Here is a 23,869-nt window from a genome sequence, read left to right on the forward strand (position 1 = left end):
AGGATGGACCGGTGACCCGCAGACGCACGGCCCTCGCCCCGGCGGCCCTCGTCGGGACGCTCCTGCTCGGCTGCTCGGACACGGCGCAGACACCGAGTTCGCCGACACCCACCGCCGCGCAGCCCGCGCCCTCGACCTCGGCGTCCACACCGGTCGACCCCTCGGCGATCGTCGCGGCCGCCGTGGGGCTGCCCGGAGACCCCGTGGACATCGCCACGGGGCTCGACGTGCCCTGGGGCATGGCGGTGCTGCCCGACGGGACCGCGCTCGTCACGCTGCGGGACGAGGCCCGGGTCGTGCAGGTCGGCCCCGGGGTGTCGACGGTCCTGGGTGCGGACGGTCCGGACGGGCGCGTCCCGGACGTCGTCCCCGGCGGTGAGGGCGGCCTGCTGGGAATCGCACTGTCGCCGGACTTCACGACCGACCAGCACGTGTTCCTCTACCAGACCGCTCGCGACGACAACCGCGTCGTGCGGTACACGCTGGCGCAGAACCGGCTCGGCGAGGCCACGCCCGTCCTGACGGGCATCCCGAAGAACTCGACCCACAACGGTGGCCGGATCGCCTTCGGCCCGGACGGCAAGCTCTACGTCGGCACCGGAGACGCGCAGAACCGTCCCGCGGCCCAGGACCCGTCCTCCCTCGGCGGGAAGATCCTGCGGCTGAACCCCGACGGGTCGATCCCGCCGGACAACCCGACGGCCGGTTCGCCCCTGTGGTCCCTCGGCCACCGCAATCCGCAGGGCCTGGGCTGGGACTCCACGGGCCGCCTCATCGCGGCGGAGTTCGGCCAGGACGAGTGGGACGAGCTCAACGTCATCCGGCCCGGCGGGAACTACGGCTGGCCCGAGGTCGAGGGGCCCGGAGACGGTGGCGGGAGGTTCATCGCCCCCGTGCAGACGTGGGCCACCGACGACGCCTCGCCGTCGGGGATCACGGTGACCCCCGACGCCGTGTACGTCGCGGCCCTGCGCGGGGAACGCCTGTGGCGCGTGCCGCTGAACCCGGACGGTCCGACCGGGACCCCCGACGCGTACCTGCAGGGAACCCTCGGCCGGCTGCGGACGGTCGAGGTCGGGCCGGACGGGTCGCTGTGGGTCCTGACCTCCAACACGTTCCGCGGGGAGCCGCGTTCCGGCGACGACCGGCTCGTGTCGGTGCCGTTGTCGTCCTGAGGTTCCCGGACGGCAGGATGGGCCCGTGCCCCCCGACCTGACGGTTCCGGTCCTCCTGCTCCTGCTGCTCGCCGCGTTCGCCGCGGGGTGGATCGACGCCGTGGTGGGCGGGGGCGGTCTGCTGCAACTGCCCGCGCTCCTGCTCGTGCCGGGCCTGAGCCCCGTGCAGGCGCTCGCGACGAACAAGCTCGGCTCCATCTTCGGCACCAGCACGAGCGCGCTGACGTACTACCGGCGGGCCCGACCCGACCTGCGGACCGCGCTGCCGATGGCGGCGGTCGCCCTCGTCGGGAGTTTCGGTGGAGCCTCCATCGCGGCGGCGCTGCCCGTGGCCGTGTTCAAACCCGTCATCGTCGTCGCGCTCATCACGGTCGCGACCATCACCGTGCTCCGGCCGGCGCTGGGCGCCTCGACGTCGTTGCGGTTCTCCGGCCATGCCCACTACCGCGCGGCGATCGCCGTCGGCCTCGCGATCGGCGTCTACGACGGGGTGCTCGGGCCGGGCACGGGCACGTTCCTCGTCATCGCCATGGTGAGCCTGCTCGGGTACGACTTCGTGCAGGCCAGCGCCAAGGCGAAGATCGTGAACTTCTCCACGAACCTCGGCGCGCTGCTGTACTTCGCCCCGCACGGGGCGGTCCTGTGGGGGCTGGGACTGCTGCTGGGGATCGCCAACACGAGCGGCAGCTACCTGGGGTCCCGGATGGCGATCTCGCAGGGGACGCGGTTCATCCGCACGGTGTTCCTCGTCGTCGTGGCCGCCCTCATCGTCAAGGTGGGCCACGACGTGTGGGTGGAGAACCTCGCCCCGCTGATCGGTTGAGGAGCAGTCGCCCCGTTCGGGCCCGCGGTGATCACCGTCCCCCTACGGTGGACGCGTGCACCGTCCCACCCTCGTCCGTGGCACCACCGGCGCACTCGCCGCCGTCGTCGGCCTCCTCCCCTGGCTCCTGACCGGCGGACACCTGCCGCCGCAACGGCTCTGGTTCGGCGACCCTGGATCGCCGCCGTTCTCGCTGCTGCCGCTGAGCCAGGAACACGTCGCGGACGTCGTCGGGCTGCACGTGACGGCGGGGGCGCTGGCCGGCCTCTCGCTGCGGCTGCAGCGGGGTCGGTGGCCCGGCCGCCCCGTCCCCGCCACCGCCGCGGGGATGCTGCTGGTCCAGGGGATCGCCGCCGCCTCCTCACTGGTCACGGTCCGCGCCGGACTGCCGCAGCGCGACGCGTCCACCGTCTACCTCGCGGCGCTGGTCGCACTGCTGCTCGGCGCCCTCGTCGCCGGAACCGTCGTCCTGGCCCTGACGGCAGCGCGATCCCGGGCCCTCGCGGTCCCGGGTTTCGCGCTGGCCGCCCTCCTCGTGCCCGGACGCGGCGAGCACTGGTGGTGGCCCGCGGTGCTCGTGGGCGTCGTCATCGCCTGGAGCGGACTGCGTTCGGCGGCTCAGGTCACCGCCGCAGTGGTCGCCCTCGCCCTGCTGTGGCTGGTGCCGACGGTGGAGACCGTGCTCGACAACTCGGTGGGGAACTGGGTGCTGCTGCGCTTCCCCGCCGACCTCGTCGGGACGGCGGTGGACGTCTTCCGCCAGCGGGTCACGTCCACCGCTCTCGTCGTCCCGCCGCTGGCGGTCGCCGCGGCCGTCGGTCTCGGCGGTTCGCTCGTCAGCGCACGCGTTCGGCGGTGAACTGCATCCGCGGGTTCGCGTAGACCTCCTGCGACTCCACGAGCCGCAGTTCCCGCTCCCCGGAGCGGTAGGTCGCCTCGATGAGGTCGAACACGCTGGACACCGTGCGCTCCAGCGCGACCCGTGCGTCCCCGGTGCTGCGGTAGTGGGCGGTGAAGAGGGCGGCCGTGACGTCGCCGGACCCGTTCGCCTTGAACGGCAGCATCGGGGTGCGCACGATCCAGGCGCCGGCGTCGTCGGCGACGAGCACCTCGACGGTCCCCTCCTCCCGGTCCGGACGCTCCACGCTCGTCACCAGGACGGTCGAGGGGCCCATCGCGCGCGCGGCGTCGACCGAGGCGAGCGTCGACTCCAGCGTGGTGGGTTCGGTGCCGGTGAGGTAGCCGAGCTCGAACTGGTTCGGCGTGATGATGTCGGCGACCGGGACGACCCGGTCGCGCAGCAGTTCCGGGATCTCCGGTGCGACGAAGCAGCCGGACTTGGCGTTCCCCATCACCGGGTCGCACGCGTAGACCGCGGAGGGGTTCGCCGCCTTCACCCGGCGGACCGCGTCGACGATCACGTCCCCGATCCCGACTCCGCCCTGGTACCCGGACAGGACGACGTCGACCTGCGGGAACACGCCGCGCTCCTCGACCCCGGTGAGGACGTCCGCGACGTCCGACGGCGCGATGAGCGGACCGCGCCAGGCCCCGTAGCCCGTGTGGTTGGAGAAGTTCACGGTGTAGACGGGGACGACCTCGACCCCGATGCGCTGCAGCGGAAAGACGGCCGCGGAGTTGCCGACGTGGCCGTGCGCGACGGCGGACTGGATGGAGAGCACCTTCACGCGCCGGACGATACGCGCCCCTCCCCCTCCGGGCCGCCCCATTTCCACAAGAGGTCTTGTGGAAGAAGTCTTGTGGTTCTAGCGTGGGGCCGTGGACGACTCCCCCTCCGACGACCTCACCGCCACCGGACCCACCGTCGAGCTCACCGACCCCGCGACCATGCGCGTGCTCGCGCACCCGACGCGGCTGCGCCTGCTCGGCGAGCTGCGCGTGCAGGGGCCGTGCAGCGTCGGGATGCTCAGCCGCGCCGTGGACGAGGCCCCCGGTTCGGTCAGCTACCACCTGTCGCGCCTCGCCGAGGTCGGCCTGGTGGCCGAGGCGCCCGACCACGCACCGGACCGTCGGCAACGCTGGTGGCGCTCGGTCCACGCCTTCACCCGCACACCCTCCCCCACCGACACGAGCGACCCCGAGCGCTCGGCGGCCTCGACCGCGCTGCGCAAGAGCTTCGTCCGAGGCCTCGCCGACGCGCACGAGGCCTACCTCGACGCCGAGCACGACCTGCCGCCGGAGTGGGCCGAGGCCGCCTCCACGGGGGACCTGTACCTCGACCTCACGGCCGATGAGCTCGCTCAGATGGCCGCCGAGGTCCGAGCGGTCTTCGACCGGTGGCTGAGGCGCTCGGACCGGGACCGCGCCGGGACCCGCCCCGTGCTCGCCCTCCACGCGCTGTTCCCGCGGCCGTGAGACCGCTCCGCGCGCTGGTCGTCGCGCACACCGCGAGCGCCGCGGGGAACGCGGCGACCCAGGTGGCCGTCCCCCTCCACGTCCTGGCCACGGGCGGCAGCGGCCTGCAGCTCGGGATCGCTTCCGCCGCAGCGGTCGTGCCGGTCGTCGTCGGCGGCGTGTTCGGTGGCACCGTCGTCGACCGCATCGGCTACCGCCGCACGAGCACCGCCAGCGACGTCGTCGGCGCCGTGACGATCGCCGCGGTGCCGCTGCTGGCCGGAACGGTCGGCCTGCCGTTCTGGGGGCTCGTCCTGCTCCTCGTGGCGACGGGCCTGCTCGACGCCCCCGGTCAGGCCGCCCGGCACGCGATGCTGCCGGAGGTCTGCGCGGTCGACGACGTACCGCTGCTCAAGGCCACCGGGGCCCTCAACGGCGCTGAACGGCTCGCCCAGCTGCTGGGCGTCGCCGCGACGGCCGCCCTCGTCGGGTGGCTCGGCGCCCTGCCCGTGCTGTGGCTCGACGCCGCGACCTTCGCCGCCAGCGCGACGCTCGTGCTGGTCGCCGTTCCCCACACGTCCAACGCCGCCACCCCCGCAGGGTCCTACCTGCGTCGCCTGCGGGAGGGGTTCGACGTCGTGCGCCGCGACGGGCTGCTGCGCGCCGTCGTCCTCCTCGTGCTCGCGACCAACGCCTTCGACACGGGCCTGACCGTCCTGCTGCCCCTCGTGGCGCGCGACACCTGGCACCACCCCGCCGCGTTCGGCTGGGTCAGCGCGGTGTTCGGCGTCGGCGCCGCCGTCGGTGCGCTGCAGGCGCACCGCCTGACCCGGCGCTGGTCGCGCCGCCGCGTCTTCGCGCTGTCGTTCCTGCTCGCCGGGTCACCGCGCTTCCTGCTGCTGGCCACGGGCCCCTCCCTCGAGCTCACGCTCGTCGTCGTCCTCGCCTGCGGCCTGGCCGCCGGGGCCATCAACCCGGTCCTGGGCGCCGTACAGCTCGAGCGGGTGGCCCCGCGGATGCGGGCCCGCGTCGCCGGTCTCGTGGCGGCGGGCGCGTGGGCGGGGATGCCGGCCGGGTCGCTGCTCGCGGGCTGGGGTGCGGACCGGGTCGGCGTCGTGCCGGTGCTGTGGACCGTGGGCGCCCTGTACCTCCTCGTCACGCTCGCCCCCTTCGTCGGCCGGGCCTGGAAGGACATGGACCGCCCCGCCCGACGAGAGCCGGCCGTGGCAGGGTGAGCGGGTGTTCGACCAGCTCAACGCGCTCGTCACCGAGCACGCCGGATCGCCGTGGGTGCTGGCCGCGGTGCTCACCCTCGCCGCCCTCGACGCGTTCATCCCGCCGCTGCCGAGCGAGTCGGTCGTCATCGGCCTGTCGGCCATCGCGGCCGACACCGGGCACCCGAACCGCTGGGCGCTGTTCGCCTGCGCGGCGGTCGGCGCCTTCCTCGGCGACAACCTCACCTACACGATGGGCCGGCACTCCCCGCTGCGGCGCTGGATCGCCGGGCACCCCCGGCTGGAGAAGGCGTTCAGCCGCGCCGCCGTGGAACTCGACAGGCGCGGAGCCTTCGCGATCCTCGCCGCCCGGTACGTCCCGATCGGCCGCATCGCCGTGAACCTGACGGCCGGCGCGGTGCAGTTCCCGCGGGCGCGGTTCGTCGGGTTGAGCGCGCTGGCGGCGCTGACGTGGGCGGCGTACTCGGTGGCGATCGGTTCCCTCGCCGGGCACTGGATCGAGTCGACACCGCTCGCCGGGGCCGCCCTCGGCATCGTCATCGCCCTGGCGCTGGGTTTCCTCGTGGACCTCGTGCTCAACCGCGTCGTGCGCCGCCGGGTCAGCTGAGGTCGCCGTCGAGGAGGTCGTCCAGGAGGGCGTCGTGGAGGACCCGGGCGCACCTGCCGAGGGCGGCCTCCGCCTCCGGCTGCTGCGTCGCCACGACGGTCGAGGCGCTGAGGACCACGACCGCGACGGTCGTCCCGTCGGCGTGCTCGACGACCCCCGCCTCGTGCCGCAGCGTCAGCAGGGTTCCCGTCTTGGACGACCAGCGGGAGGCGTCGGTCCGCAGGTCCGGGGCCAGCCGGTGACCGAAGACATTGCCGCCCAGCAGGTCACGCATCCGCCTGGCGACCACCTCGGGGACGGTGGTGGGCCTCCACAGGTGGGTCAGCAGGTCCGCGAAACCCTGGGCCGAGCCGGCGTTCGCCCGGCCGACGTCGAACTGCTCGAGGGCGTGACCGTCGCCGGGGGTTCCGGAGCGGCTCGCCAGCAGGTGGCCGAGCGGGCGTTCCACCCGCAACGCCGGGGTGGCGGTCAGGTCGGCCAAGCGGTGCCGCACCGCGACGCCCCGGACACCGAGGGCGCGCAGTTCCGCGTCCACGGCCGCCGGCGGCGTCAGCGCGAACAGCGCGTCCGCGGCGACGTTGTCGCTGATGGTCACGGCGAGTTCGAGGAGGTCCTCGACGGCGATGCGCGCGGGGTGGCGGAACCGCCCGAGGCCGGTGTCGGCCGGCGTCGCCGGCGGTCCCACCGTGACGACGTCGTCCGCGGCGAGGTCCCCGCGGTGGATGCGCAGGAGGGTCGCGAGGGCCAGCGGGACCTTCACCAGGGACGCGCACGGGAACTGGCGTGCGGGGTCGAGGACGACGGACCGCCCGTCGTCGAGGTCGCGCACGACGACGCCGGCCTGCAGGCCCGCGTCGGCGAGGAGTCCCCGCACCCGGTCCAGCGCCCTCACACGTCCTCCCAGAGGTCGGCCACCGCGTCCGCGAACTCCCCGCGCACCCGTCGGGCGTCCTCCTCCCGGCCGGCCAGCACGGCCAGGCCGCGGACCAGGGCGGCCCCCGCCAGCGGGCGCCAGTCCAACCGCCAGGTGCGAGCCTCCGGCCGGGTGGCCAGGACGACGTCCCCGCCGTCGAGGACGTGGGCCAGCGCGGCGACCGGGGAGTCGGCGACGCCCACCTGGACGGGTTGCAGACCGGCGGCCGTGGCCGCCCGCACCACGACGTCCCGCACGTGCGGGACGTCGTCCTCGGGCAGCAGCCAGCAGCGGCGCACCCCCTCCTCAGCCCTCCCCGCCGCGCGGCCCCGCCGCAGCGAGGACCACCGGAAGGTGGGGGCACGCAGGAGCCCGGGGCGTGCGCCCACCCCCAGGACACCGGTCCACGCGGCCTCGTCCGGCGGCACCGGGACGAGGGCGACGGGCAGGTCGCGGTCCCGCACGGCCTCGACCCGCCGTGCCCGCGGGAGCGGCACGGGGTCCACGACGTGCCCGGTGCCGGCCGCGAACCGGGCCAGTGCGGTCAGGTCCAGCGTGTCCGGCACCCCGCACCGCAGCGGCCGGCGGCGCGCCCGCTCGGCGTCCTCGACGAGGGCCTCCGCGAGGTCCACGAGGCGGCGGGCCGTCGGCAGCAGGTCGCGTCCCACGCTCGTCACCGCGACGGTGCGCGAGGAGCGGTCCAGCAGTCGTGCACTTAGGTGGGCCTCGAGCGCGGCCACCCGGCGGCTCGCGACGGACTGGGGGATGCGCACGGACGCGGCGCCCGCCGTGAAGCTGCCCTGGGTCGCGACGGCCAGGAAGGCGCGGCACCCGGCGACGACGTCCACGTCACGACCGTACCCGTCGGCGATGCTGGTCCGGCATCGATCGGACGATCGGCTGCTTGGACGGCATGGCAGGACTGCGGTGGGGTGGTGACCGTGCGAAGAACCACCACCCTCCTGTCCGCCCCGCTGTCCGCCCCGCTGTCCGCCCTGGTGCTCCTGGCCGGGTGCTCCGACCCGGCCCCGCCCGCCTCGGCTCCGTCGACCAGGCCCTCCGCGGCGTCGAACACCGTCTCGCCGCCGCGTTTCGACGCCCTGGAGCAGGAGTTCGGTGCCCGTCTCGGCGTGTTCGCGGTCGACACCGGCAGCGGCCGCACCGTCGAGCACCGGGCCGACGAACGGTTCGCGTTCGCCTCCACCTACAAGGCGCTCGCGGCCGCGGCGGTCCTGGACTCCGGCGCCGACCTCGCCACGCGGATCCCCGTGACGGACCTGGTCGACCACTCCCCCGTCACCGGGGAGCACGTCGGGGGCACCATGTCGCTCGGCGAGGTCGCCGAGGCGGCGGTGACGGTGAGCGACAACACCGCGGGGAACCTCCTGTTCGACCAGCTCGGCGGGCCCACGGGTTTCGAGGCGGACCTGCGGGCGCTCGGCGACACGGTGACGGAGTCCGCGCGCACCGAACCCGGGCTGAACCGGTGGAACCCCGGCGAGGTCGACGACACGAGTTCGCCCCGCGCGTTCGCCGCGGACCTGCGGGCCTACGCCGTCGGGGAAACCCTCGACGCCGCGGACCGGGACGTCTTCACCGGGTGGTTGCGGGGGAACACGACCGGGTCGGAACAGATCCGTGCGGGGGTTCCCACGGGCTGGGTCGTGGGCGACAAGACCGGCCACGCGGGCCGCTACGGCAACCAGAACGACGTCGGTGTCGTGTGGCCGTCGGGGGGCCGCGCCCCGTGGGTCGTCGTGGTGTTCTCCGACAGGCCCGGTCTCGACGACGAGTCCGACCCCGCACTCGTGGCGCGGGCGGCCGGACTCGTCGTCGACGCGCTCAGCTGACGCGTTCGGTGATCAGCTCGCGGATGCGCGCGGCGTCCGCCTTGCCCTGCATCTCCTTCATGACCTGGCCGATGAGGGCACCGGCCGCCTGGGCCTTCCCGCCGCGGATCTTCTCCACGACGTCGGGGTTGGCGGCGATGACCTTGTCGACCGCGGCGTTCAGGGCGCCGTCGTCCTGGACGACGACCAGACCGCGGGCCTGGACCACCGTCGCGACGTCGCCCTCCCCGGCCAGCACGCCCTCGAGGGCCTCGCGCGCGAGACGGTCGGTGAGCTTGCCGTCGTCGACGAGCTGGGCCAGTTCGGCCACGTCGGCCGGGGTGACCCGCAGGGCGCTGAGCTCGACGCCGTCGGCGTTGGCGCGGCGGGCCAGTTCCCCGGACCACCACTTGCGGGCCGCCGCGGGCGAGGCGCCCGCGGCCACCGTCGCCTCGACGACGTCGAGGGCACCGGCGTTGACGAGGTCGCGGAACTCCAGGTCGGAGAAGCCCCACTCGGCGTGCAACCGCCTGCGGCGCTGCGCGGGCGGCTCGGGCAGCGAGGCGCGCAGCTCCTCGACCCACGCCCGGTCCGGGACGATCGGGACGAGGTCCGGTTCGGGGAAGTACCGGTAGTCCTCGGCGTCGGACTTCTCCCGGCCCGACGTCGTGAGCCCGGTGTCCTCGTGCCAGTGGCGCGTCTCCTGCACGACCTTCCGGCCCGCGCGCAGGACGGCCGCGTGCCGGGAGACCTCGTAGCGCACGGCCCGTTCGACCGAGCGCAGCGAGTTGACGTTCTTCGTCTCCGACCGCGTGCCGAGCTTCGCCTCGGGCGAGGGCCGCAGCGACAGGTTGACGTCGCAGCGCAGCGACCCCTGCTCCATCTTGACGTCCGAGACGTCGAGTGCGCGGAGCAGGTCGCGCAGGGCCGCGACGTAGGCGCGCGCCACGTCGGGGGCTCGGTCCCCGGTGCCCTCCAGGGGCTTGGTGACGATCTCGATGAGCGGGATGCCCGCGCGGTTGTAGTCCACGAGGGAGAACTCCGCGCCGTGGATGCGGCCCGTGGAACCCCCGACGTGCAGGGACTTCCCGGTGTCCTCCTCCATGTGGGCGCGCTCGATGAGCACCCGGTAGGTGAACGCCGGCTTGGACCCGTCCTCCGACGCCGGGACGTCGACGTCGAGGTACCCCTCGTACGCGATCGGCTCGTCGTACTGCGAGGTCTGGAAGTTCTTCGGCATGTCCGGGTAGAAGTAGTTCTTCCGGGCGAACCGGCAGCGCTCAGCGATGGAGCAGTTCAGCGCCAGCCCGATGCGGATCGCCGACTCCAGCGCCTTGGCGTTGAGCACCGGCATCGCGCCGGGCAGGCCCAGCGATGTCGGGTCCACCTGCGTGTTCGGCTCGGCACCGAACTCCGTGGGCGCCCCGGAGAACATCTTCGTCTGGGTGTTCAGCTCGACGTGCACCTCGAGCCCGAGGACGGGGTCGAACTCCGCCACGGCCTCGTCGTACTCCACCAGTTCGACGGTCATGCCGACACCCCCTGCCACGCCGGAACCTCTGCGAGCAACGGCCCGCCCCACTTGTCCACCAACCGCGTCTCCAGCGCCGCCCCGACCCGGTACAGCCGGTCGTCGGCCTGCTGGGGCGCGAGGATCTGCAACCCGACGGGCAACCCGTCGGACAGGCCGGCCGGCAGGGACATCCCCGGGATGCCCGCCAGGTTCGCCGGGATCGTCGCGACGTCCCCGGCGTACATCGCCAGCGGATCGTCGAGCTTGGCGCCCAGCGGGTAGGCCACCGTCGGCGCGGTCGGCGAGACGAGCACGTCGACGGAGCCGAAGGCGGCGTCGAAGTCGCGCTGCACGAGCGTGCGCACCTTCTGGGCGCTGCCGTAGTAGGCGTCGTAGTAGCCGGCCGACAGCGCGTAGGTGCCGAGGATGATGCGGCGCTTGGCCTCGTCCCCGAACCCGGCGGCGCGGGTGGCGCGCATGACGGTCTCGGCCGTCACGTTCTCGCCGTCGGGCACGACCCGCAGGCCGTAGCGCATGCCGTCGAACTTGGCGAGGTTGCTCGACGCCTCGCTCGGCAGGATGAGGTAGTAGGCGGCGAGCGCGTGCACGATGTTCGGCAGGCTCAGCTCGACGACCTCGGCCCCCGCGGCGCGGAACTCCGCGAGCGCCTCCTCGAAGCGGGCGACGACACCGGGTTCGTACCCCTCGCCCGACAGTTCGGTGACCACGCCGATCCGGACGCCGGTGAGGTCACCGGTCGCGCCCTGGCGCGCGGCGCCGACGACGTCGGGCACCGCACCCGGCAGCGACGTCGAGTCGTACGGGTCGTGGCCGGCGATGACCGCGTGCAGCAGCGCCGTGTCCATGACCGTCCGGGCGCAGGGTCCGGCCTGGTCCAGCGAGCTCGCGAGCGCGATGAGGCCGTAGCGGGAGACCGCGCCGTAGGTCGGCTTGACGCCGACCGTGCCGGTGACGGCCGCGGGCTGGCGGATCGAACCGCCCGTGTCCGACCCGATCGTCAGCGGGGCCTCGAAGGCCGCGAGCGCCGCGGCGGACCCGCCTCCGGAACCGCCGGGGATGCGGGTGGGGTCCCACGGGTTGCGGGTGACGCCGTACGCGGAGTGCTCGGTGGTCGAGCCCATCGCGAACTCGTCCATGTTCGTCTTGCCGAGGACGACGAGACCCGCGGCGTGCAGCTCGCGCACGACCGTCGCGTCGTACGGCGGGACCCAGCCCTGCAGCATCCGGGACCCGGCCGTCGTGGGCAGGCCCTTGGTCGTCAGCACGTCCTTGACGCCGATGGGGACGCCGGCGAGCGGCCCGAGGTCGGCCCCGGCCGCGCGGTCCGCGTCGATCTGCCGGGCGCGGGCGAGGGCGCCCTCGTGGTCGACGTGCAGGAAGGCGTGGACGCCGGACTCGTTGTCGCCGGAGGTGGGACCGTCCACCGCGTCGATGCGGTCGAGGTGGGCGCGGGTCACCTCCTCGGCGGAGACCACCTTGCTGCGCAGGCCCTCGGCCAGGCGGGTGGCGTCCCACTGGACCAGTTCGTTGACGCTCACGCCTCCTCCCCCAGGATCATCGGGACGCGGAAGCGACCGTCCTCGGCCGCGGGGGCGCCCGCGAGCGCCTCCTCCGCGGTCAGGCCCGGCCGGACGACGTCCGGTCGGGTGACGTTCGTCAGCGGCACGGGGTGCGAGGTGGCGGGCACGTCGTCGGTGGCGACCTTCGCGACGGCCGCGACGGCATCGAGGACCGCGTCGAGCTGACCCGCCATGCGGTCCAGCTCCTCGTCGGACATGTCGATGCGCGCCAGGCGCGCGAGGTGCTCGACCTCGGATCGGGAGATGGCGGACACGATCGGTGAGTCTATGCGGGCTGGTGCTCCAGCTCGGGGGCCCGTCCGGCGAGCCAGGCGGTCAGCGCCCCCGGGTCCAGAGGCCGGGCGTGCAGGTACCCCTGGCTCTCGTCGACCCCGAGCCGGCGCAGGGCCGCGAGGGTGTCGAGGTCCTCCACGCCCTCGGCGAGGACGCGCAGACCGAGCCGGTGGGCCAGCGCCACCGTGCCCTCGACGATGGCCGCGGTGCGCGGGTCCGACGTGACGCGCAGGGTGAACGCGCGGTCCAGCTTGAGCTCGGAGGCCGGCAGGTCGTTGAGGTAGGCCAGCGAGGAGTAGCCCGTCCCGTAGTCGTCGATGCTGAGGGACACCCCGCGGGCCACCAGGCGCTCGGTGACCTCGACCGCGAGGTCGGGGTCGCCCATGAGCGTCGTCTCGGTGATCTCCAGGACCAGGCGCGCGGGGTCGAAGGCGTGCCGCCGCAGAACGTCGTCGACCACGCCCAGGAGCTCCGGCGAGGCGAGGGAGGAGGCCGAGAGGTTCACCGACACCCGGAGGGGTCCCCTGTCCCCCGTCCAGGACGCGCACTCGCGCACCGCCCGGTCGAGCAGGTGCGCGGTGAGCCCGTCCATGAGGCCGTGCTCCTCGGCGAGGTCGAGGAAGCGGTCCGGGGACAGCGGGCCACGGTGGGGGTGGCGCCAGCGCACGAGGGCCTCGACGCCGACCACGGCCCCGGTGCCGACCTCGAGCTGGGGTTGGTAGGCGAGCACCAGCTCGGCCTCGCGGCGGACCGGGTCGGCGAGCGCTGCGGCGACGTCGGCGGCCAGGGCCGCTCGATCACGGGTGGACTGCTCGAGGGCGGCGTCGAAGACGGCCACCCGGCGCCGTTCCCGGCGGGCGAGCGCGAGAGCGGCCGCCGCGCGGTGCAGGAGGTCCTCGGTGCGGCCCGTCCCGGCTTCGGCGACCGACACCCCGGTGCTCGCGGTCATCCGCGTGCGGTGCCCTGAGGCCGTGGGCAGTCCCGGCAGCGCGCCGGCGAGGACGTGGGCGGTGTCGACGGCCTCGCCCTCGCCCGCGCCGGGGAGCAGGACCGCGAACGTGTCCCCGGCGGTGCGAGCCGTCAACGCACCCTCGGGGACGCTCGACCGCAGGGTCCTGGCGACGGCGCGCAGAACCTCGTCGCCGCCCGCGTGACCGAGCCGTTCGTTGACGAGGCCGAAGCCGTCGAGGTCCAGCTTCAGGAGCGCGTGGGGGACCCCACCGGCGGCGAGCCGGTCCGCCTGGGCCACGAGGGCGCGGCGGTTGCCCAGCCCGGTGAGCTCGTCGGTGCGGGCCTCGACGCGTGCCTGAGCCAGTTGGGACAACGGCCCCAGCTGCCGGACGAGGCAGACGGCGCTGCCCAGGACGGCCAGACCGGCCCAGCCGATCGCCACCGCCGCGTCCGTCCGGACCGCCAGCAGCAGGACAACGCCTCCGACCAGGAGGACGAAGAGCGCTCCACCGGCGGGGACACCGGCCCCCACCAACGCCGTCACCGGGCGGCGCACCTCCACGGCGGCGGCGCCGGTGACGAGCAGACCCGCAGCCACGGCGCCGTGCAGGGCCACGAGCCCGGAGTCGCCGGTCAGCGCGGCGGAGGCGTCGGCCAGTCCCAGGCCGACGAGGGAGCCGCTGAGCAGCGGCACGCGCACGTCCCCGGCCAGACCGCTGATGCGGGCGGCCACGATGCACGTGCCCACGAGGACGCCGACGACGGCCAGGCTGACGATCCAGACCTGCACACGCCACGGGTCCCACCCGGCCACTTCCGAGGGCAGCCAGGGGAGGACGAGGTTCCCGGCCCCGGCCAGCACGAGGACGGCGCTGGCCGTGATGAGCCCGTGGCCCTCCTCGAGCACGTGCTGGACGTCGGGGTTCCAGCGCACGACCCCGCGCAGGACGAGGGGTCCGGCGATCAGCGCCGCGATCGCCAACGGAAGTCCTTGCGACGCCCCCGGGCGGCCGACGGTGGCGAGCACCAGGTCGGCGACGGCGCCCGCCACCAGGACGGTGCCGGCGACCGTGAAGGAGCGCCACGTCGTCGCCGACATGCCGCGGTGGCCGAGCCCGGCGCCGCGGTGCAGGAGGAAGGTGCCGGTGAGGACGACGACCAGCAGGGCCGCGCTGACGAGACGGCCGTCCGCGGTCCGCGTCGTCCACTGCGCCGCCAGACCCGCGCCCGCCACGAAGAACGCGGCCGGGAGGGCGCGGCCGAGGTTGCGGTTCACGGTCCAGGTATCGGCACCGGCCTCCACCACGTCAAGCCCTGAAGATCACACCGTGATCCACGTCACGAGCTGCGCGGGTCAGCGCGTCACCAGCCGGGACAGGACGATGACCGAGTCCGTGGCCGCGATCGACGCCTCGTCCCGCACCCGCTCGACGGCCTCCTCGAGGTGGCTGACGTCCCGGGCCCGCAGGTGCAGGAGGGCGTCCGCGGGGCCGGTGACGGTGTACGCACCGACGATCTCGGGGATGCCCTGCCAGAGCCGGCGCAGCTCCCCGGGCGAGACGGTGCCGTGGCAGCGGACCTCGACGAAGGCCTCGGTCCCCCAGCCGAGCGCGGCCGGGTCCACGACGGCCGTGAACCCGGCGATGACGCCGTCGGCGACGAGGCGGTCGACGCGCCGCTTGGTGGCCGGGGCCGACAGCCCGACGCGGTGCCCGACCTGCGCGAACGTCGCGCGCCCGTCGGCCTCGAGGGCGGCGAGGATGCCCCGGTCGATGTCGTCCAGTTCCCGCACTCGACCTCCCCAGCTCCTGTGACGCGACGACGCCACCGTGCCACAGTGCGGGCGTGGTGACGTTGGGCGCCGGGGGGACGCGCTGGGGACTGCTGTCCGCGGCGGTGTCCGCCGCCGTGGCGGGCTTCATCGCCTGGCGCGGGTGGGCACCTCTCGCCTACGTCGCCGGGTGCGCGGGGTTCACCGCGGTGAGCCTCGTCTGGACCCTGCTCCGGCACCGGGGGGACACCGTGACGCTGACGGAGTCGTCGATCGTCGTGCGCAGCCGCGGTGGCGAGACGAGCTGGGCGTGGGGCGACGTGCTCGAGGTCTCCTGGTCGACCGGGACCTGGCCGTCCCCGGCCACCGGTCCGGTGCTGCGCGTCAAGGGCGGGGCCTACGACGACCCCGGCCCCAACGTCCCGGCGCAGGTCGCCTCCCTCGCCCTCTTCGGACGAGCGCAGCGCGACGCGGCGGCCGCGCTGCGGACCGTGGCCGAACAGCGGGGCGTCCCGTTCACCCCCGGGCTCGTCGAGCTCGTGAACTCCGGCAAGCGCAGCCCGCGCCTGCCCGGCGAGCGCCGCGACGCGCGGGGCCGCTCGCTCTAGTCCTCTTCCGCGTCCTCGGCGGGCAGCGCGACGGCGTCCGGCCCACCCTCGAGCAGCGCGGTGAAACCCGCCTCGTCGAGGATGCGCAGGCCCAGCTGCTCGGCCTTGTCGGCCTTCGATCCGGCGGCCTCCCCCACCACGACGAAGTCGGTCTTCTTCGAGACCGAGCTCGACGCCTTCCCGCCGCGGGCGAGGATCGACTCCTTCGCCTCGTCGCGGGAGTACCCGGCCAGGGACCCGGTGACGACGACGGTCAGGCCCTCCAGGGTGCGCGGGGTCGACTCGTCCCGCTCGTCCTCCATCCGCACCCCGGCCTCGCGCCACTTGCGCACCACCTCGCGGTGCCAGTCGACGGCGAGCCACTCCACGACCGCGTCCGCGATCGTGGGGCCGACGCCCTCGGAGGAGGCGATCTCCTCGGCGCTCGCGGCCTCGATCGCCTCCATCGAGCCGAACCGGTCGGCGAGGGCGCGGGCCGCGGTCGGGCCGACGTGGCGGATGGACAACCCGACGAGGACGCGCCACAGGGGCTGGGACCGGCGGTCGGCGAGGTTCTTCAGCAACCGACGGCCGTTCGCCGAGACCGCCCCGGCCTTCGTCGTGAAGAGCGGGACCGTCGCCAGGTCCTCCTCGGTCAGCGTGAACAGGTCGCCCTCGTCCTCGATGACGCCGGCCTGCAGGAGGGCGGTGGAGGCCTCGTACCCGAGGGCCTCGATGTCGAACGCGCCCCGGCCGGCCACGTGGAACACGCGCTCGCGCAGCTGGGCCGGGCAGGACCGGGAGTTCGGGCAGCGGATGTCGACGTCGTCGGCGCGCTGGTGGGCGAGCGTCGTTCCGCACTCGGGGCACTGCGTCGGCATGACGAACTCGCGCTCGTCGCCCGTGCGCGCGTCGGCGACCGGCCCGAGCACCTCGGGGATCACGTCACCGGCCTTGCGGACGACGACGGTGTCGCCGATGAGGACGCCCTTGCGCTTGACCTCGTCGGCGTTGTGCAGCGTGGCCATCTTCACCGTCGAGCCGGCGACGAGCACCGGTGCGAGCACCGCGAACGGCGTGACCCGGCCGGTCCGGCCGACGTTGACCTGCACGTCCAGGAGGGTCGTCGTCACCTCCTCCGGCGGGTACTTGAACGCGATCGCCCACCGCGGGGCGCGCGAGGTCGACCCCAGCCGGCGCTGCAGGGGGACCTGGTCGACCTTGACGACGACCCCGTCGATCTCGTGCTCGACGTCGTGCCGGTGATCGCCGTAGTAGGAGATGTAGTCGGCGACCTCGGGGAGGGTGTCGACCACCTTGACGCGCGGGGACGTCGGCAGACCCCAGGCCGCGAGCTTCTCGTACGCCTCGAACTGCGAGCCGTTCTCCATGCCGCGGCGAGACCCGATGCCGTGCACGAGCATCCGCAGCGGCCGGGTCGCCGTGACGCGGGGGTCCTTCTGCCGCAACGATCCCGCCGCCGCGTTGCGCGGGTTCGCGAACGGCGGCTTGCCGGCCTCCGCCAACCCCGCGTTGATCGCGGCGAACCCCTCCAGGAGGAAGAACACCTCGCCGCGGACCTCGAGGAACTCCGGCACGTCGTCGCCCGTGAGGCGGTGCGGGACGTCGGCGATCGTGCGGACGTTGAACGTCACGTCCTCGCCCGTCCGGCCGTCGCCGCGCGTGACACCTCTGACCAGGCGCCCGTCCTCGTAGACGAGGTCGATGGCGAGGCCGTCGATCTTCGGCTCGCACAGGTAGCGGGCCCCCTCCCCCACCTCCTTCTCCACGCGGCCGGCCCAGGCCGACAACTCGTCCAGCGTGAACGCGTTGTCGAGGCTGAGCATGCGCTCGGGGTGGTCGACGGCGGTGAACTCCGTCGAGAACGTCCCGCCCACCGTCTGCGTCGGGGAGTCGGGAGTGCGCAGCTCGGGGTGCTGCTCCTCCAGAGACCGCAGCTCCTTCTCCAGCTCGTCGTACTGCCCGTCGCTCAGCGGCGAGGAGTTGCGCACGTAGTACGCGAAGCGGGCGGCCTGGACCTCGGCCACGAGCTCCTCCCAGCGGTGCCGGGCGGACGGCGGGACGGTGGCACCCGAGGCGTCGCCGGGGGTCTCACCGGAGGGGGGCGTGCTGTCTGCGCTCACGGTCCCCATCCTGCCGCGAGGGTCCGACACACGCCCACGAGCGTTCACCGCGGCGTCGCTCAGCGGTTGCCCAGGGTCTCTACGGTCACCGCCATGACCACCCGCCCCTCGCGCCGCGCCCTCGCGGCCCCGCTCGCCCTCAGCACCGTGGTCGCCGGCGCCCTCGCCCTGACCGCCTCCGGTTCCGACGCCCGGGCCGACGACCGTGCACCCGCCACCGCCCTCCCCGCCCAGACCGCGCGCCTCGTCGACCGTCAGGTCCTGCCCGCTGCGACCTTCGGCGAGCCCGTGCCGAGCGGCGCCGGCATCGAGACCGCGAACGGCGTCGCCGTGCCGTTCGCCGCCCAGCCCGTGCAAGGGTTCTCCGCCAACCTCGTCCAGCCCGACGGTTCCTACCTCGTGCTCTCCGACAACGGGTACGGCACGAAGGCGAACAGCGCCGACTTCCTCCTCGCGGTGCACCGGCTGACCGACCCCGGCACCGGGACCCTCCAGGTCGCCCCGGGGGGTTTCACGTTGTCCGACCCGTACGGCAAGGTCACCTGGCCCTTGACCCGCACCGACCGCCGGCTCACCGGTGCCGACTTCGACCCCGAGAGCTTCCGGCAGGCCCCCGACGGGACGTTCTGGTTCGGTGAGGAGTTCGGCCCGTACCTGCTGCACACCGACGCGGCGGGCCGACTGCTCGAGGCGCCCGTCCCGCTGCCCAGCGTCCGGTCCCCCGACAACCCGGAACTCGGCACGGCCACGCCGAACCTGGCGTCCAGCAAGGGGTTCGAGGGCATGGCGCAATCGGCCGACGGCCGCTACCTGTTCCCGCTGCTCGAGGGCCCCGTCGCGGGCGACGACCCCCAGGACCTGCGCGCATACCGCTACGACACCGTCGAGGGGCGCTACCGCGGCGAGGCGTTCACCTACCGCCTCGAATCCCCCCGCAACGCGATCGGCGACATGACCCAGGTCGACGACCACCGGTTCCTCGTCCTCGAACGCGACAACGGCCAGGGCCCCACCGCGGTGTTCAAGGCGGTGTTCCTCGTCGACACCAGCGTGACGGACTCGACCGGGCACCCGCTCAAGACCCAGCTCGTGAACCTCATGGCTGTGTCGGACCCGGACGGGGTCGCCGGGGACCTGTCGAAGGACTCGGGGTTCCTGACGTTCCCGTTCACCACCATCGAGAGCGTCGACGTCGTCGGGGACCACCGCATCGTCGTCGGCAACGACAACAACTTCCCGTTCTCGGCCGGCCGCACGCCCGGCGTCCCGGACGACGACGAGTTCCTCACGATCGAGGTGCAGGCCGACCTGTCCACCGGCCGGACCGAGGGCTGATCAGCGGGTCCCCGCGGTGGGGCGGCGCAGGACGACGAACTCGAGGTCGTCCCGCTGCGGGATCCCGAACCGGTCGTCGCCGTAGGGGAACGGGCGGCGTTCACCCGTTCCGCGGAACCCGAGGCGTTCGTACCAGGCGATGAGGTCGGCGCGCTGGGCGATGACCGTCATCTCCAGCGCGTCCGACCCCCAGCGCGCCACCGCCTCGGCGTCGGCGCGGGTCAACAGGGTGCGCCCGATCCCGCCCCCCTGGGCGAGGGGACTGACGGCGAACGTCCCGAAGTAGGCCACCGGACCGGTGCGGCGCAGTTCGCAGCAGCCGACGAGGTCCCCGTCGCGGTGGGCCAGCAGGAGCACCGAATCCGGGGCGGCGACGACCGCGGCGATGCCCTCGGCGTCGGTCCGCCTGCCCTGCAACAGGTCCGCTTCGGTGGTCCAGCCGGTGCGGCTGCTCTCGCCGCGGTAGGCAGACTCGACGAGGTCGACCACGGAGGCCACGTCGTCGGCGGTCGCGTCGCGGAACGTCAGGTCAGTCACCGGAGGCCTCCTCGAGAGCGGTGGCCGCGGTCCGCAGCCGGGTCAGCAGGTCCCGGACGAGGGACGGCGGGGTGTCGGCGAGTCCCGTCGCAGGCATCAGGACGACGTCGGCCAGGGCCGTGGCGGGCAACCCGATCCGCCGCCACGGCTGGCGGACGGCGTCGACCACGGCCGCGTCCGACGGCACGGGCAGACCTGTCCTCGCCGGCACGGGCAGCGCCCCGGCCCACAACCGCAGACCGTCCTCCACGCACGCCGCGACGGACTCCCAGCCGGCCGGGCCGAGGTCGCGGACGTCGAGCGCCACCCCGGCGGCCCCCACCTCGCGCACGAGCGACCACGGCGCCTGGGCGGGGTCGAGCCGGAGCACCGGCTCGGCGTGGGCGGAGCGCACGGCGGCCAAGACGTCACGCAGGCCGTCGCGGACCTCCGCGCGGTCGACGGCGCGCAGCGTCCCGTACCCCGACTGGGTCGGCAGCCGTCCGGCCAGGACGGCGGCCACCGAGGGCTCCTCGACGTGCACGACGACCTGCGCGCCCGGGACGAGGCGCTGCACGTCCGCGACGTGGCGGGACAGTCCCTCGGCGAGGGAGGCGACGACGTCGCGGCGCGCCCCGGGGTCGGAGACGCTGCGCTCCCCGCGGTTCAGCTCGACGCTCGCCAGCAGCGACCAGGGGCCGACGACCGCGAGCGCCAGCGGGCCCGCCCAGCCGTCCGCGGCCTCCGCGAGCTCGTCGAGGTCGGCCCGCAGGAAGGCGTCGGCGCGGGCGGCGTCGCGACCGGGTGCGTCCACGAAGCGCCAGCCCGCCGGCTGCCGGTCCACCGGCAGGTCCACGAGCAGGGACGCCGTGCGTCCCAGCGGGTCCGCACCCGGTCCCCGGGCAGGGAGCTGGGCGAGGTGGGGTACGTGCGGCGGGTCGCCGAGCTCCCCGAAGACGGTGCGGGCGGCTTCGCGGGGGTCTTCCCCGGGCAGCGCGCCGACGGCGGCGGCGGATCCTGGCACGCCGGAACGCTACCCGCCGGGGGCAGGTGGGTCCGTCGGGCATCCCCCGAAGGTCGGACCCGGATCCCGACCGTCGTCCGTTGGCGGGGACCCGCCCCGTGCGGGTGGATGGGTCTTCACAGCAGACTCCTGGGAAGGCACACGTCATGCACCACCGCGCTCGAGCCGTCCGCCGCGCCGGGACCGCCACCGCGGGGGTGCTCGCCCTGGCCGGCCCCCTGCTCGTCGCGGGCCCCGCGAGCGCCGCCCCCGCCCCCTCTCCGCTCGGGACCACCCGGCCGGCGACCGTCGCCGCCGCCGAGGCCGAGTTCCTCGCCCGCACACCGGAGCGCTACCGCGGCCAGCAGCTCGCCTGGGCCCCGTGCTCCCGCGGGCAGGTCGGGCTCCTCGCCAGCCTGACGAGCGGACTGGAGTGCGCCCAGGTGGCCGTCCCGCGCGACTGGAACGAGCCCGAGGCGGGTGAGCCGCTGCAGGTCACCATCAGCCGCGAGCCGCGCCAGGGTCCGCGGCCGGAGCGCACGGTCATCACCAACCCGGGTGGGCCCGGCGGTGCGGGGCTGTCCCTGGCGGCGCTCGGCTCCGCCGTGCCGGGCCTGGCCGGCACCGAGGTCATCGGGCTCGACGTGCGGGGCACGGGGGCCAGCACGGCCCTGACGTGCGGGTCGGCCTTCGTGGGCGAGGCCCCGCCGGACTACCGGGACCGCTCGCCCGAGGCGCTGGCCCTCGCCGCCAAGATCGTCCAGGGCGCCGCGGAGGCGTGCGCGCAGGACCCGCTGGCGCCCGTCGTGAACACCCAGCAGACGGTCTTCGACATCGACCTCGTCCGCGACGCCCTGGACCGCGAGACGATCGACTGGGTCGGCTACTCCGGCGGCACCTGGCTCGGCGCGCAGTTCGCCACCCACCTGCCCGGCCGCGTCGGCCGCTTCGTCCTCGACTCCAGTGTCGACGCGACGGCCGGGTACCAGGAGGTCTTCTCCTACCAGCCCATGGCCTTCCAGCGTCGCTTCGACGTCGACTTCGCCCCCTGGGCCGCCGCGGGGAACGCCACGTTCGGACTCGGGGCGACGGGGGCGGACGTCAACGCGACGTACGAGCGACTGCGCGCCGGGCTGGCCGCCCGGCCGCTGCAGCTGCTGCCCGGACTGGCCGTGGACGGCAACCTGCTGGACGCGCTCGCGATGCAGTCGATGTACGGGAAGGCGTCGTTCCCGCAGCTCGCGTGGATCCTCAGCGGGCTGCAGGTCGTCGAGGCCTTCCGGTCCGGCCCCGCGGGGTCCGCCACCGCGCCGACCGCCCTGACGGGTCGACTCGCCGACCTGGTCCGCCAGCTCGCCCCCGCCGCCGACCGGCCGTCGGCGACGGAGTCGATGGCCGCGACCTTCGCGGCGACCACCTGCAACGACAGCCAGTGGTCCACGGACCAGGCGTTCTGGGACGCCTACGGGAACGAGCAGGGCGAGCGGTACCCCCTCGTCGGCTACACGAAGTCCAGCCAGGTGTGCGCCTACTGGCAGCGCGACGGTCTCGCGCTGCCCACCGTCGACGGGGCCGACCTGCCGCCGCTGCTCATCGTCCAGTCCCGTCGCGACCCCGCCACCGCCTACGAGGGCGCGGTGAAGACGCACGAGGCGATGGGGTCCTCCGTCCTCGTGACGGTCGAGGACGAGGGTGACCACGGCCTGTACGGCATGGGCAACGCGTGCGTGGACGACGTCGTCGACCGGTTCCTCGCCGAAGGCACCGCGCCCGACGGGGACGTCACCTGCGAAGGCGTGGGCCTGCCGCCCGTGGCCGGGTCCCCGGGTGAGGGCGTCGTCGCACAGGTCCTGCGCGCGGCGCGCTCGGGAGCGGCGTCGTGACGGCGTGAGTGGTGGGTCCGGTGATGGGTGAGGATGACCCGGTGAGGTCGATCCCGTGAGCACCACCCGCCTGCCCGCTCCGGCGCTCGGGGACGGTGTGACCGACGAGGAGCGCCGCTCGGCGCTGCGCCGCATGCGGCTGCTGGCCACCGGGCTCCTCGTCGCCGCCGCCGTCGTCTACGCGCTGACGGTCGGCCGGGCGGGCGGGTGGGGCTTCGTGAACGCCGCCGCCGAGGCCGCCATGGTCGGGGCGGTCGCGGACTGGTTCGCCGTGACGGCGATCTTCCGCCACCCGCTGCGCCTGCCCATCCCGCACACCGCGCTCATCCCGCGCCGCAAGGAGGCACTCGGCAAGAGCCTGGAGCAGTTCGTCGCCGAGAACTTCCTCGCCGAGGACGTCGTGCGCGACAAGGTGCAGCGGGCGGGGATCCCCCAGCGGGTGGGGTCCTGGCTGTGCGACCGCGGCGGTTCGCGCCGCGTGGTGGAGGAGGCGTCGACGATCCTCACCGGCGCGCTCGGGATCCTGCGCGACGAGGAGGTCACGACCGTCATCGACCAGGTGCTCGTCCGGCGCCTGGCCGCGCAGCCGTGGAGCCCGACGCTGGGGCGGCTGCTCGAGGAGGTCGTGCGCGACGGGACGCACCACCCCGTCGTCGACCTCACGCTCATCGAGGTGCAGACCTGGTTGCGGCGCAACGAGACCCTCGTGCGCCGGATGGTGACCGACCGGGCCCCGCTGTGGGTTCCGGACTGGCTCAACGACCGGCTCGGCAAGCGCGTCCACGCCGAGGCCCAGCGCTGGGTCGACGAGATGGTCGACGACCGCGGCCACGCCGGCCGCAAGGCCATCGACGACCTGCTCGCCCGGTACGCCGACGCCCTGCAGAACGACCCCGACACCCGCGCCAAGGCCGACGAGTTCCAGCAGCGGCTGCTCAGCTCCCCCGGCCTCGCGGACACCGTCGCGGGCCTCTGGTCCAGCGTGCGGGGTTTCCTGCTCGACGCGCTGAGCGACCCGGGCAGTTCGCTGCGGACCCGCAGCGAGGAGGCGCTCGTCGACGTGGGCCACCGCCTCGTCGAGGACGCCGCCTTCGCCGCCCGCGTCGAGGGCCACCTCACCGACGCGGCCGGGCACGTGGTGCGCCGGTTCGCCCCGGAGCTCGCCACCGTCATCTCCGACACCGTCGCGCGCTGGGACGGCGACGACGCCGCCCGCCGCATCGAACTGCACGTGGGCCGGGACCTGCAGTTCATCCGGATCAACGGGACCGTCGTCGGTGGGCTCGTGGGGTTGTTCATCCACACCGTGACGGTGCTGGTGAGCTGACCGGCGCCCGCCCCACGAGGCAGTCGAC

General features: G+C 74.4%; 22 protein-coding genes. 11 read left to right on the plus strand and 11 right to left on the minus strand.

Annotated elements, in window-relative coordinates; translation table 11 throughout:
- Nucleotides 1–11 precede the first annotated feature (11 nt).
- The 3 genes from ACFEMC_RS13035 to ACFEMC_RS13045 are packed head-to-tail and all read left to right on the plus strand — an operon-like array spanning nucleotide 12 to nucleotide 2,857.
- The gene (locus tag ACFEMC_RS13035; RefSeq protein ID WP_380170028.1) at nucleotides 12–1,175 is read left to right on the plus strand and encodes a PQQ-dependent sugar dehydrogenase; all 1,164 of its coding nucleotides are present in this window, start codon (nucleotides 12–14) and stop codon (nucleotides 1,173–1,175) included.
- 25 nt (nucleotides 1,176–1,200) lie between these two features.
- Nucleotides 1,201–1,998, plus strand: coding sequence for a sulfite exporter TauE/SafE family protein (locus ACFEMC_RS13040; protein ID WP_380170029.1), 798 nt, complete (start codon nucleotides 1,201–1,203; stop codon nucleotides 1,996–1,998).
- A 55-nt stretch (nucleotides 1,999–2,053) separates the two neighbouring features.
- Nucleotides 2,054–2,857, plus strand: a complete 804-nt coding sequence (locus ACFEMC_RS13045) for a hypothetical protein (RefSeq protein ID WP_380170030.1) — start codon at nucleotides 2,054–2,056, stop codon at nucleotides 2,855–2,857.
- Here ACFEMC_RS13045 and pdxY read toward each other — a convergent pair.
- Nucleotides 2,835–3,686, minus strand: coding sequence for a pyridoxal kinase PdxY (gene pdxY / locus ACFEMC_RS13050; RefSeq protein ID WP_380170031.1), 852 nt, complete (start codon nucleotides 3,684–3,686; stop codon nucleotides 2,835–2,837). The two genes, ACFEMC_RS13045 and pdxY, sit on opposite strands and share 23 nt — an antisense overlap.
- Before the next feature lie 91 nt (nucleotides 3,687–3,777).
- On the opposite strand from pdxY, the gene ACFEMC_RS13055 reads away from it, so the two are divergent.
- Genes ACFEMC_RS13055 through ACFEMC_RS13065 form a run of 3 tightly spaced genes read left to right on the plus strand, consistent with a single transcriptional unit; the run spans nucleotide 3,778 to nucleotide 6,195 of the window.
- Entirely contained in the window at nucleotides 3,778–4,374 is a 597-nt protein-coding gene (locus ACFEMC_RS13055; protein ID WP_380170032.1) for an ArsR/SmtB family transcription factor, read from the plus strand.
- Nucleotides 4,371–5,588: an MFS transporter gene (locus ACFEMC_RS13060; RefSeq protein ID WP_380170033.1), complete on the plus strand. Its 1,218-nt coding sequence runs from the start codon at nucleotides 4,371–4,373 to the stop codon at nucleotides 5,586–5,588. Before ACFEMC_RS13055 ends, ACFEMC_RS13060 begins: the two co-directional genes overlap by 4 nt.
- A 4-nt stretch (nucleotides 5,589–5,592) precedes the next feature.
- Nucleotides 5,593–6,195, plus strand: coding sequence for a DedA family protein (locus tag ACFEMC_RS13065; protein ID WP_380170034.1), 603 nt, complete (start codon nucleotides 5,593–5,595; stop codon nucleotides 6,193–6,195).
- On the opposite strand, the gene ACFEMC_RS13070 is transcribed toward ACFEMC_RS13065, so the two are convergent.
- Both ACFEMC_RS13070 and ACFEMC_RS13075 read right to left on the minus strand, forming a co-directional pair.
- A complete protein-coding gene (locus ACFEMC_RS13070) occupies nucleotides 6,188–7,087 on the minus strand; it encodes a serine hydrolase (protein WP_380170035.1) in 900 nt (299 codons plus the stop codon). The two genes, ACFEMC_RS13065 and ACFEMC_RS13070, sit on opposite strands and share 8 nt — an antisense overlap.
- Complete coding sequence (locus tag ACFEMC_RS13075; RefSeq protein WP_380170036.1) at nucleotides 7,084–7,956, minus strand: LysR family transcriptional regulator; 873 nt, start codon at nucleotides 7,954–7,956, stop codon at nucleotides 7,084–7,086. Before ACFEMC_RS13075 ends, ACFEMC_RS13070 begins: the two co-directional genes overlap by 4 nt.
- A gap of 87 nt (nucleotides 7,957–8,043) precedes the next feature.
- On the opposite strand from ACFEMC_RS13075, the gene bla reads away from it, so the two are divergent.
- A complete protein-coding gene (bla, locus tag ACFEMC_RS13080) occupies nucleotides 8,044–8,958 on the plus strand; it encodes a class A beta-lactamase (protein ID WP_380170037.1) in 915 nt (304 codons plus the stop codon).
- Here the strand turns inward: bla and gatB are convergent.
- From gatB to ACFEMC_RS13105, 5 genes are all read right to left on the minus strand, one after another.
- Nucleotides 8,951–10,468, minus strand: coding sequence for an Asp-tRNA(Asn)/Glu-tRNA(Gln) amidotransferase subunit GatB (gene gatB / locus ACFEMC_RS13085; protein ID WP_380170038.1), 1,518 nt, complete (start codon nucleotides 10,466–10,468; stop codon nucleotides 8,951–8,953). The two genes, bla and gatB, sit on opposite strands and share 8 nt — an antisense overlap.
- Nucleotides 10,465–12,009: an Asp-tRNA(Asn)/Glu-tRNA(Gln) amidotransferase subunit GatA gene (gene gatA, locus ACFEMC_RS13090; protein WP_380170039.1), complete on the minus strand. Its 1,545-nt coding sequence runs from the start codon at nucleotides 12,007–12,009 to the stop codon at nucleotides 10,465–10,467. Before gatA ends, gatB begins: the two co-directional genes overlap by 4 nt.
- Nucleotides 12,006–12,305, minus strand: a complete 300-nt coding sequence (gene gatC / locus ACFEMC_RS13095; protein ID WP_367637813.1) for an Asp-tRNA(Asn)/Glu-tRNA(Gln) amidotransferase subunit GatC — start codon at nucleotides 12,303–12,305, stop codon at nucleotides 12,006–12,008. Before gatC ends, gatA begins: the two co-directional genes overlap by 4 nt.
- Before the next feature lie 11 nt (nucleotides 12,306–12,316).
- Nucleotides 12,317–14,551 carry a putative bifunctional diguanylate cyclase/phosphodiesterase gene (locus tag ACFEMC_RS13100; protein WP_380170040.1) on the minus strand — a complete coding sequence of 745 codons (2,235 nt, stop codon included), beginning with the start codon at nucleotides 14,549–14,551 and terminating at the stop codon, nucleotides 12,317–12,319.
- A 78-nt stretch (nucleotides 14,552–14,629) separates the two neighbouring features.
- Nucleotides 14,630–15,067 carry an Lrp/AsnC family transcriptional regulator gene (locus ACFEMC_RS13105; protein WP_380170041.1) on the minus strand — a complete coding sequence of 146 codons (438 nt, stop codon included), beginning with the start codon at nucleotides 15,065–15,067 and terminating at the stop codon, nucleotides 14,630–14,632.
- A 53-nt stretch (nucleotides 15,068–15,120) separates the two neighbouring features.
- Here ACFEMC_RS13105 and ACFEMC_RS13110 point away from each other — a divergent pair, with 53 nt between their 5' ends.
- Nucleotides 15,121–15,654, plus strand: a complete 534-nt coding sequence (locus ACFEMC_RS13110; protein ID WP_380170042.1) for a hypothetical protein — start codon at nucleotides 15,121–15,123, stop codon at nucleotides 15,652–15,654.
- Here ACFEMC_RS13110 and ligA read toward each other — a convergent pair.
- Nucleotides 15,651–17,786, minus strand: coding sequence for an NAD-dependent DNA ligase LigA (gene ligA / locus ACFEMC_RS13115; protein ID WP_380170043.1), 2,136 nt, complete (start codon nucleotides 17,784–17,786; stop codon nucleotides 15,651–15,653). The two genes, ACFEMC_RS13110 and ligA, sit on opposite strands and share 4 nt — an antisense overlap.
- A gap of 84 nt (nucleotides 17,787–17,870) precedes the next feature.
- On the opposite strand from ligA, the gene ACFEMC_RS13120 reads away from it, so the two are divergent.
- Nucleotides 17,871–19,112: an esterase-like activity of phytase family protein gene (locus ACFEMC_RS13120; RefSeq protein ID WP_380170044.1), complete on the plus strand. Its 1,242-nt coding sequence runs from the start codon at nucleotides 17,871–17,873 to the stop codon at nucleotides 19,110–19,112.
- On the opposite strand, the gene ACFEMC_RS13125 is transcribed toward ACFEMC_RS13120, so the two are convergent.
- The gene (locus ACFEMC_RS13125; protein ID WP_380170045.1) at nucleotides 19,113–19,649 is read right to left on the minus strand and encodes a GNAT family N-acetyltransferase; all 537 of its coding nucleotides are present in this window, start codon (nucleotides 19,647–19,649) and stop codon (nucleotides 19,113–19,115) included.
- Entirely contained in the window at nucleotides 19,642–20,652 is a 1,011-nt protein-coding gene (locus ACFEMC_RS13130) for a methionine synthase (RefSeq protein ID WP_380170046.1), read from the minus strand. Before ACFEMC_RS13130 ends, ACFEMC_RS13125 begins: the two co-directional genes overlap by 8 nt.
- A 146-nt stretch (nucleotides 20,653–20,798) precedes the next feature.
- On the opposite strand from ACFEMC_RS13130, the gene ACFEMC_RS13135 reads away from it, so the two are divergent.
- Complete coding sequence (locus tag ACFEMC_RS13135; protein WP_380170047.1) at nucleotides 20,799–22,514, plus strand: alpha/beta hydrolase; 1,716 nt, start codon at nucleotides 20,799–20,801, stop codon at nucleotides 22,512–22,514.
- Between the two features lie 55 nt (nucleotides 22,515–22,569).
- The gene (locus ACFEMC_RS13140) at nucleotides 22,570–23,841 is read left to right on the plus strand and encodes a DUF445 domain-containing protein (RefSeq protein ID WP_380170048.1); all 1,272 of its coding nucleotides are present in this window, start codon (nucleotides 22,570–22,572) and stop codon (nucleotides 23,839–23,841) included.
- The last annotated feature ends 28 nt before the right edge of the window (nucleotides 23,842–23,869 follow it).

Source organism: Kineococcus sp. DHX-1 (assembly GCF_042473625.1).
In the GTDB taxonomy this organism is placed as follows: Bacteria; Actinomycetota; Actinomycetes; order Actinomycetales; family Kineococcaceae; genus Kineococcus.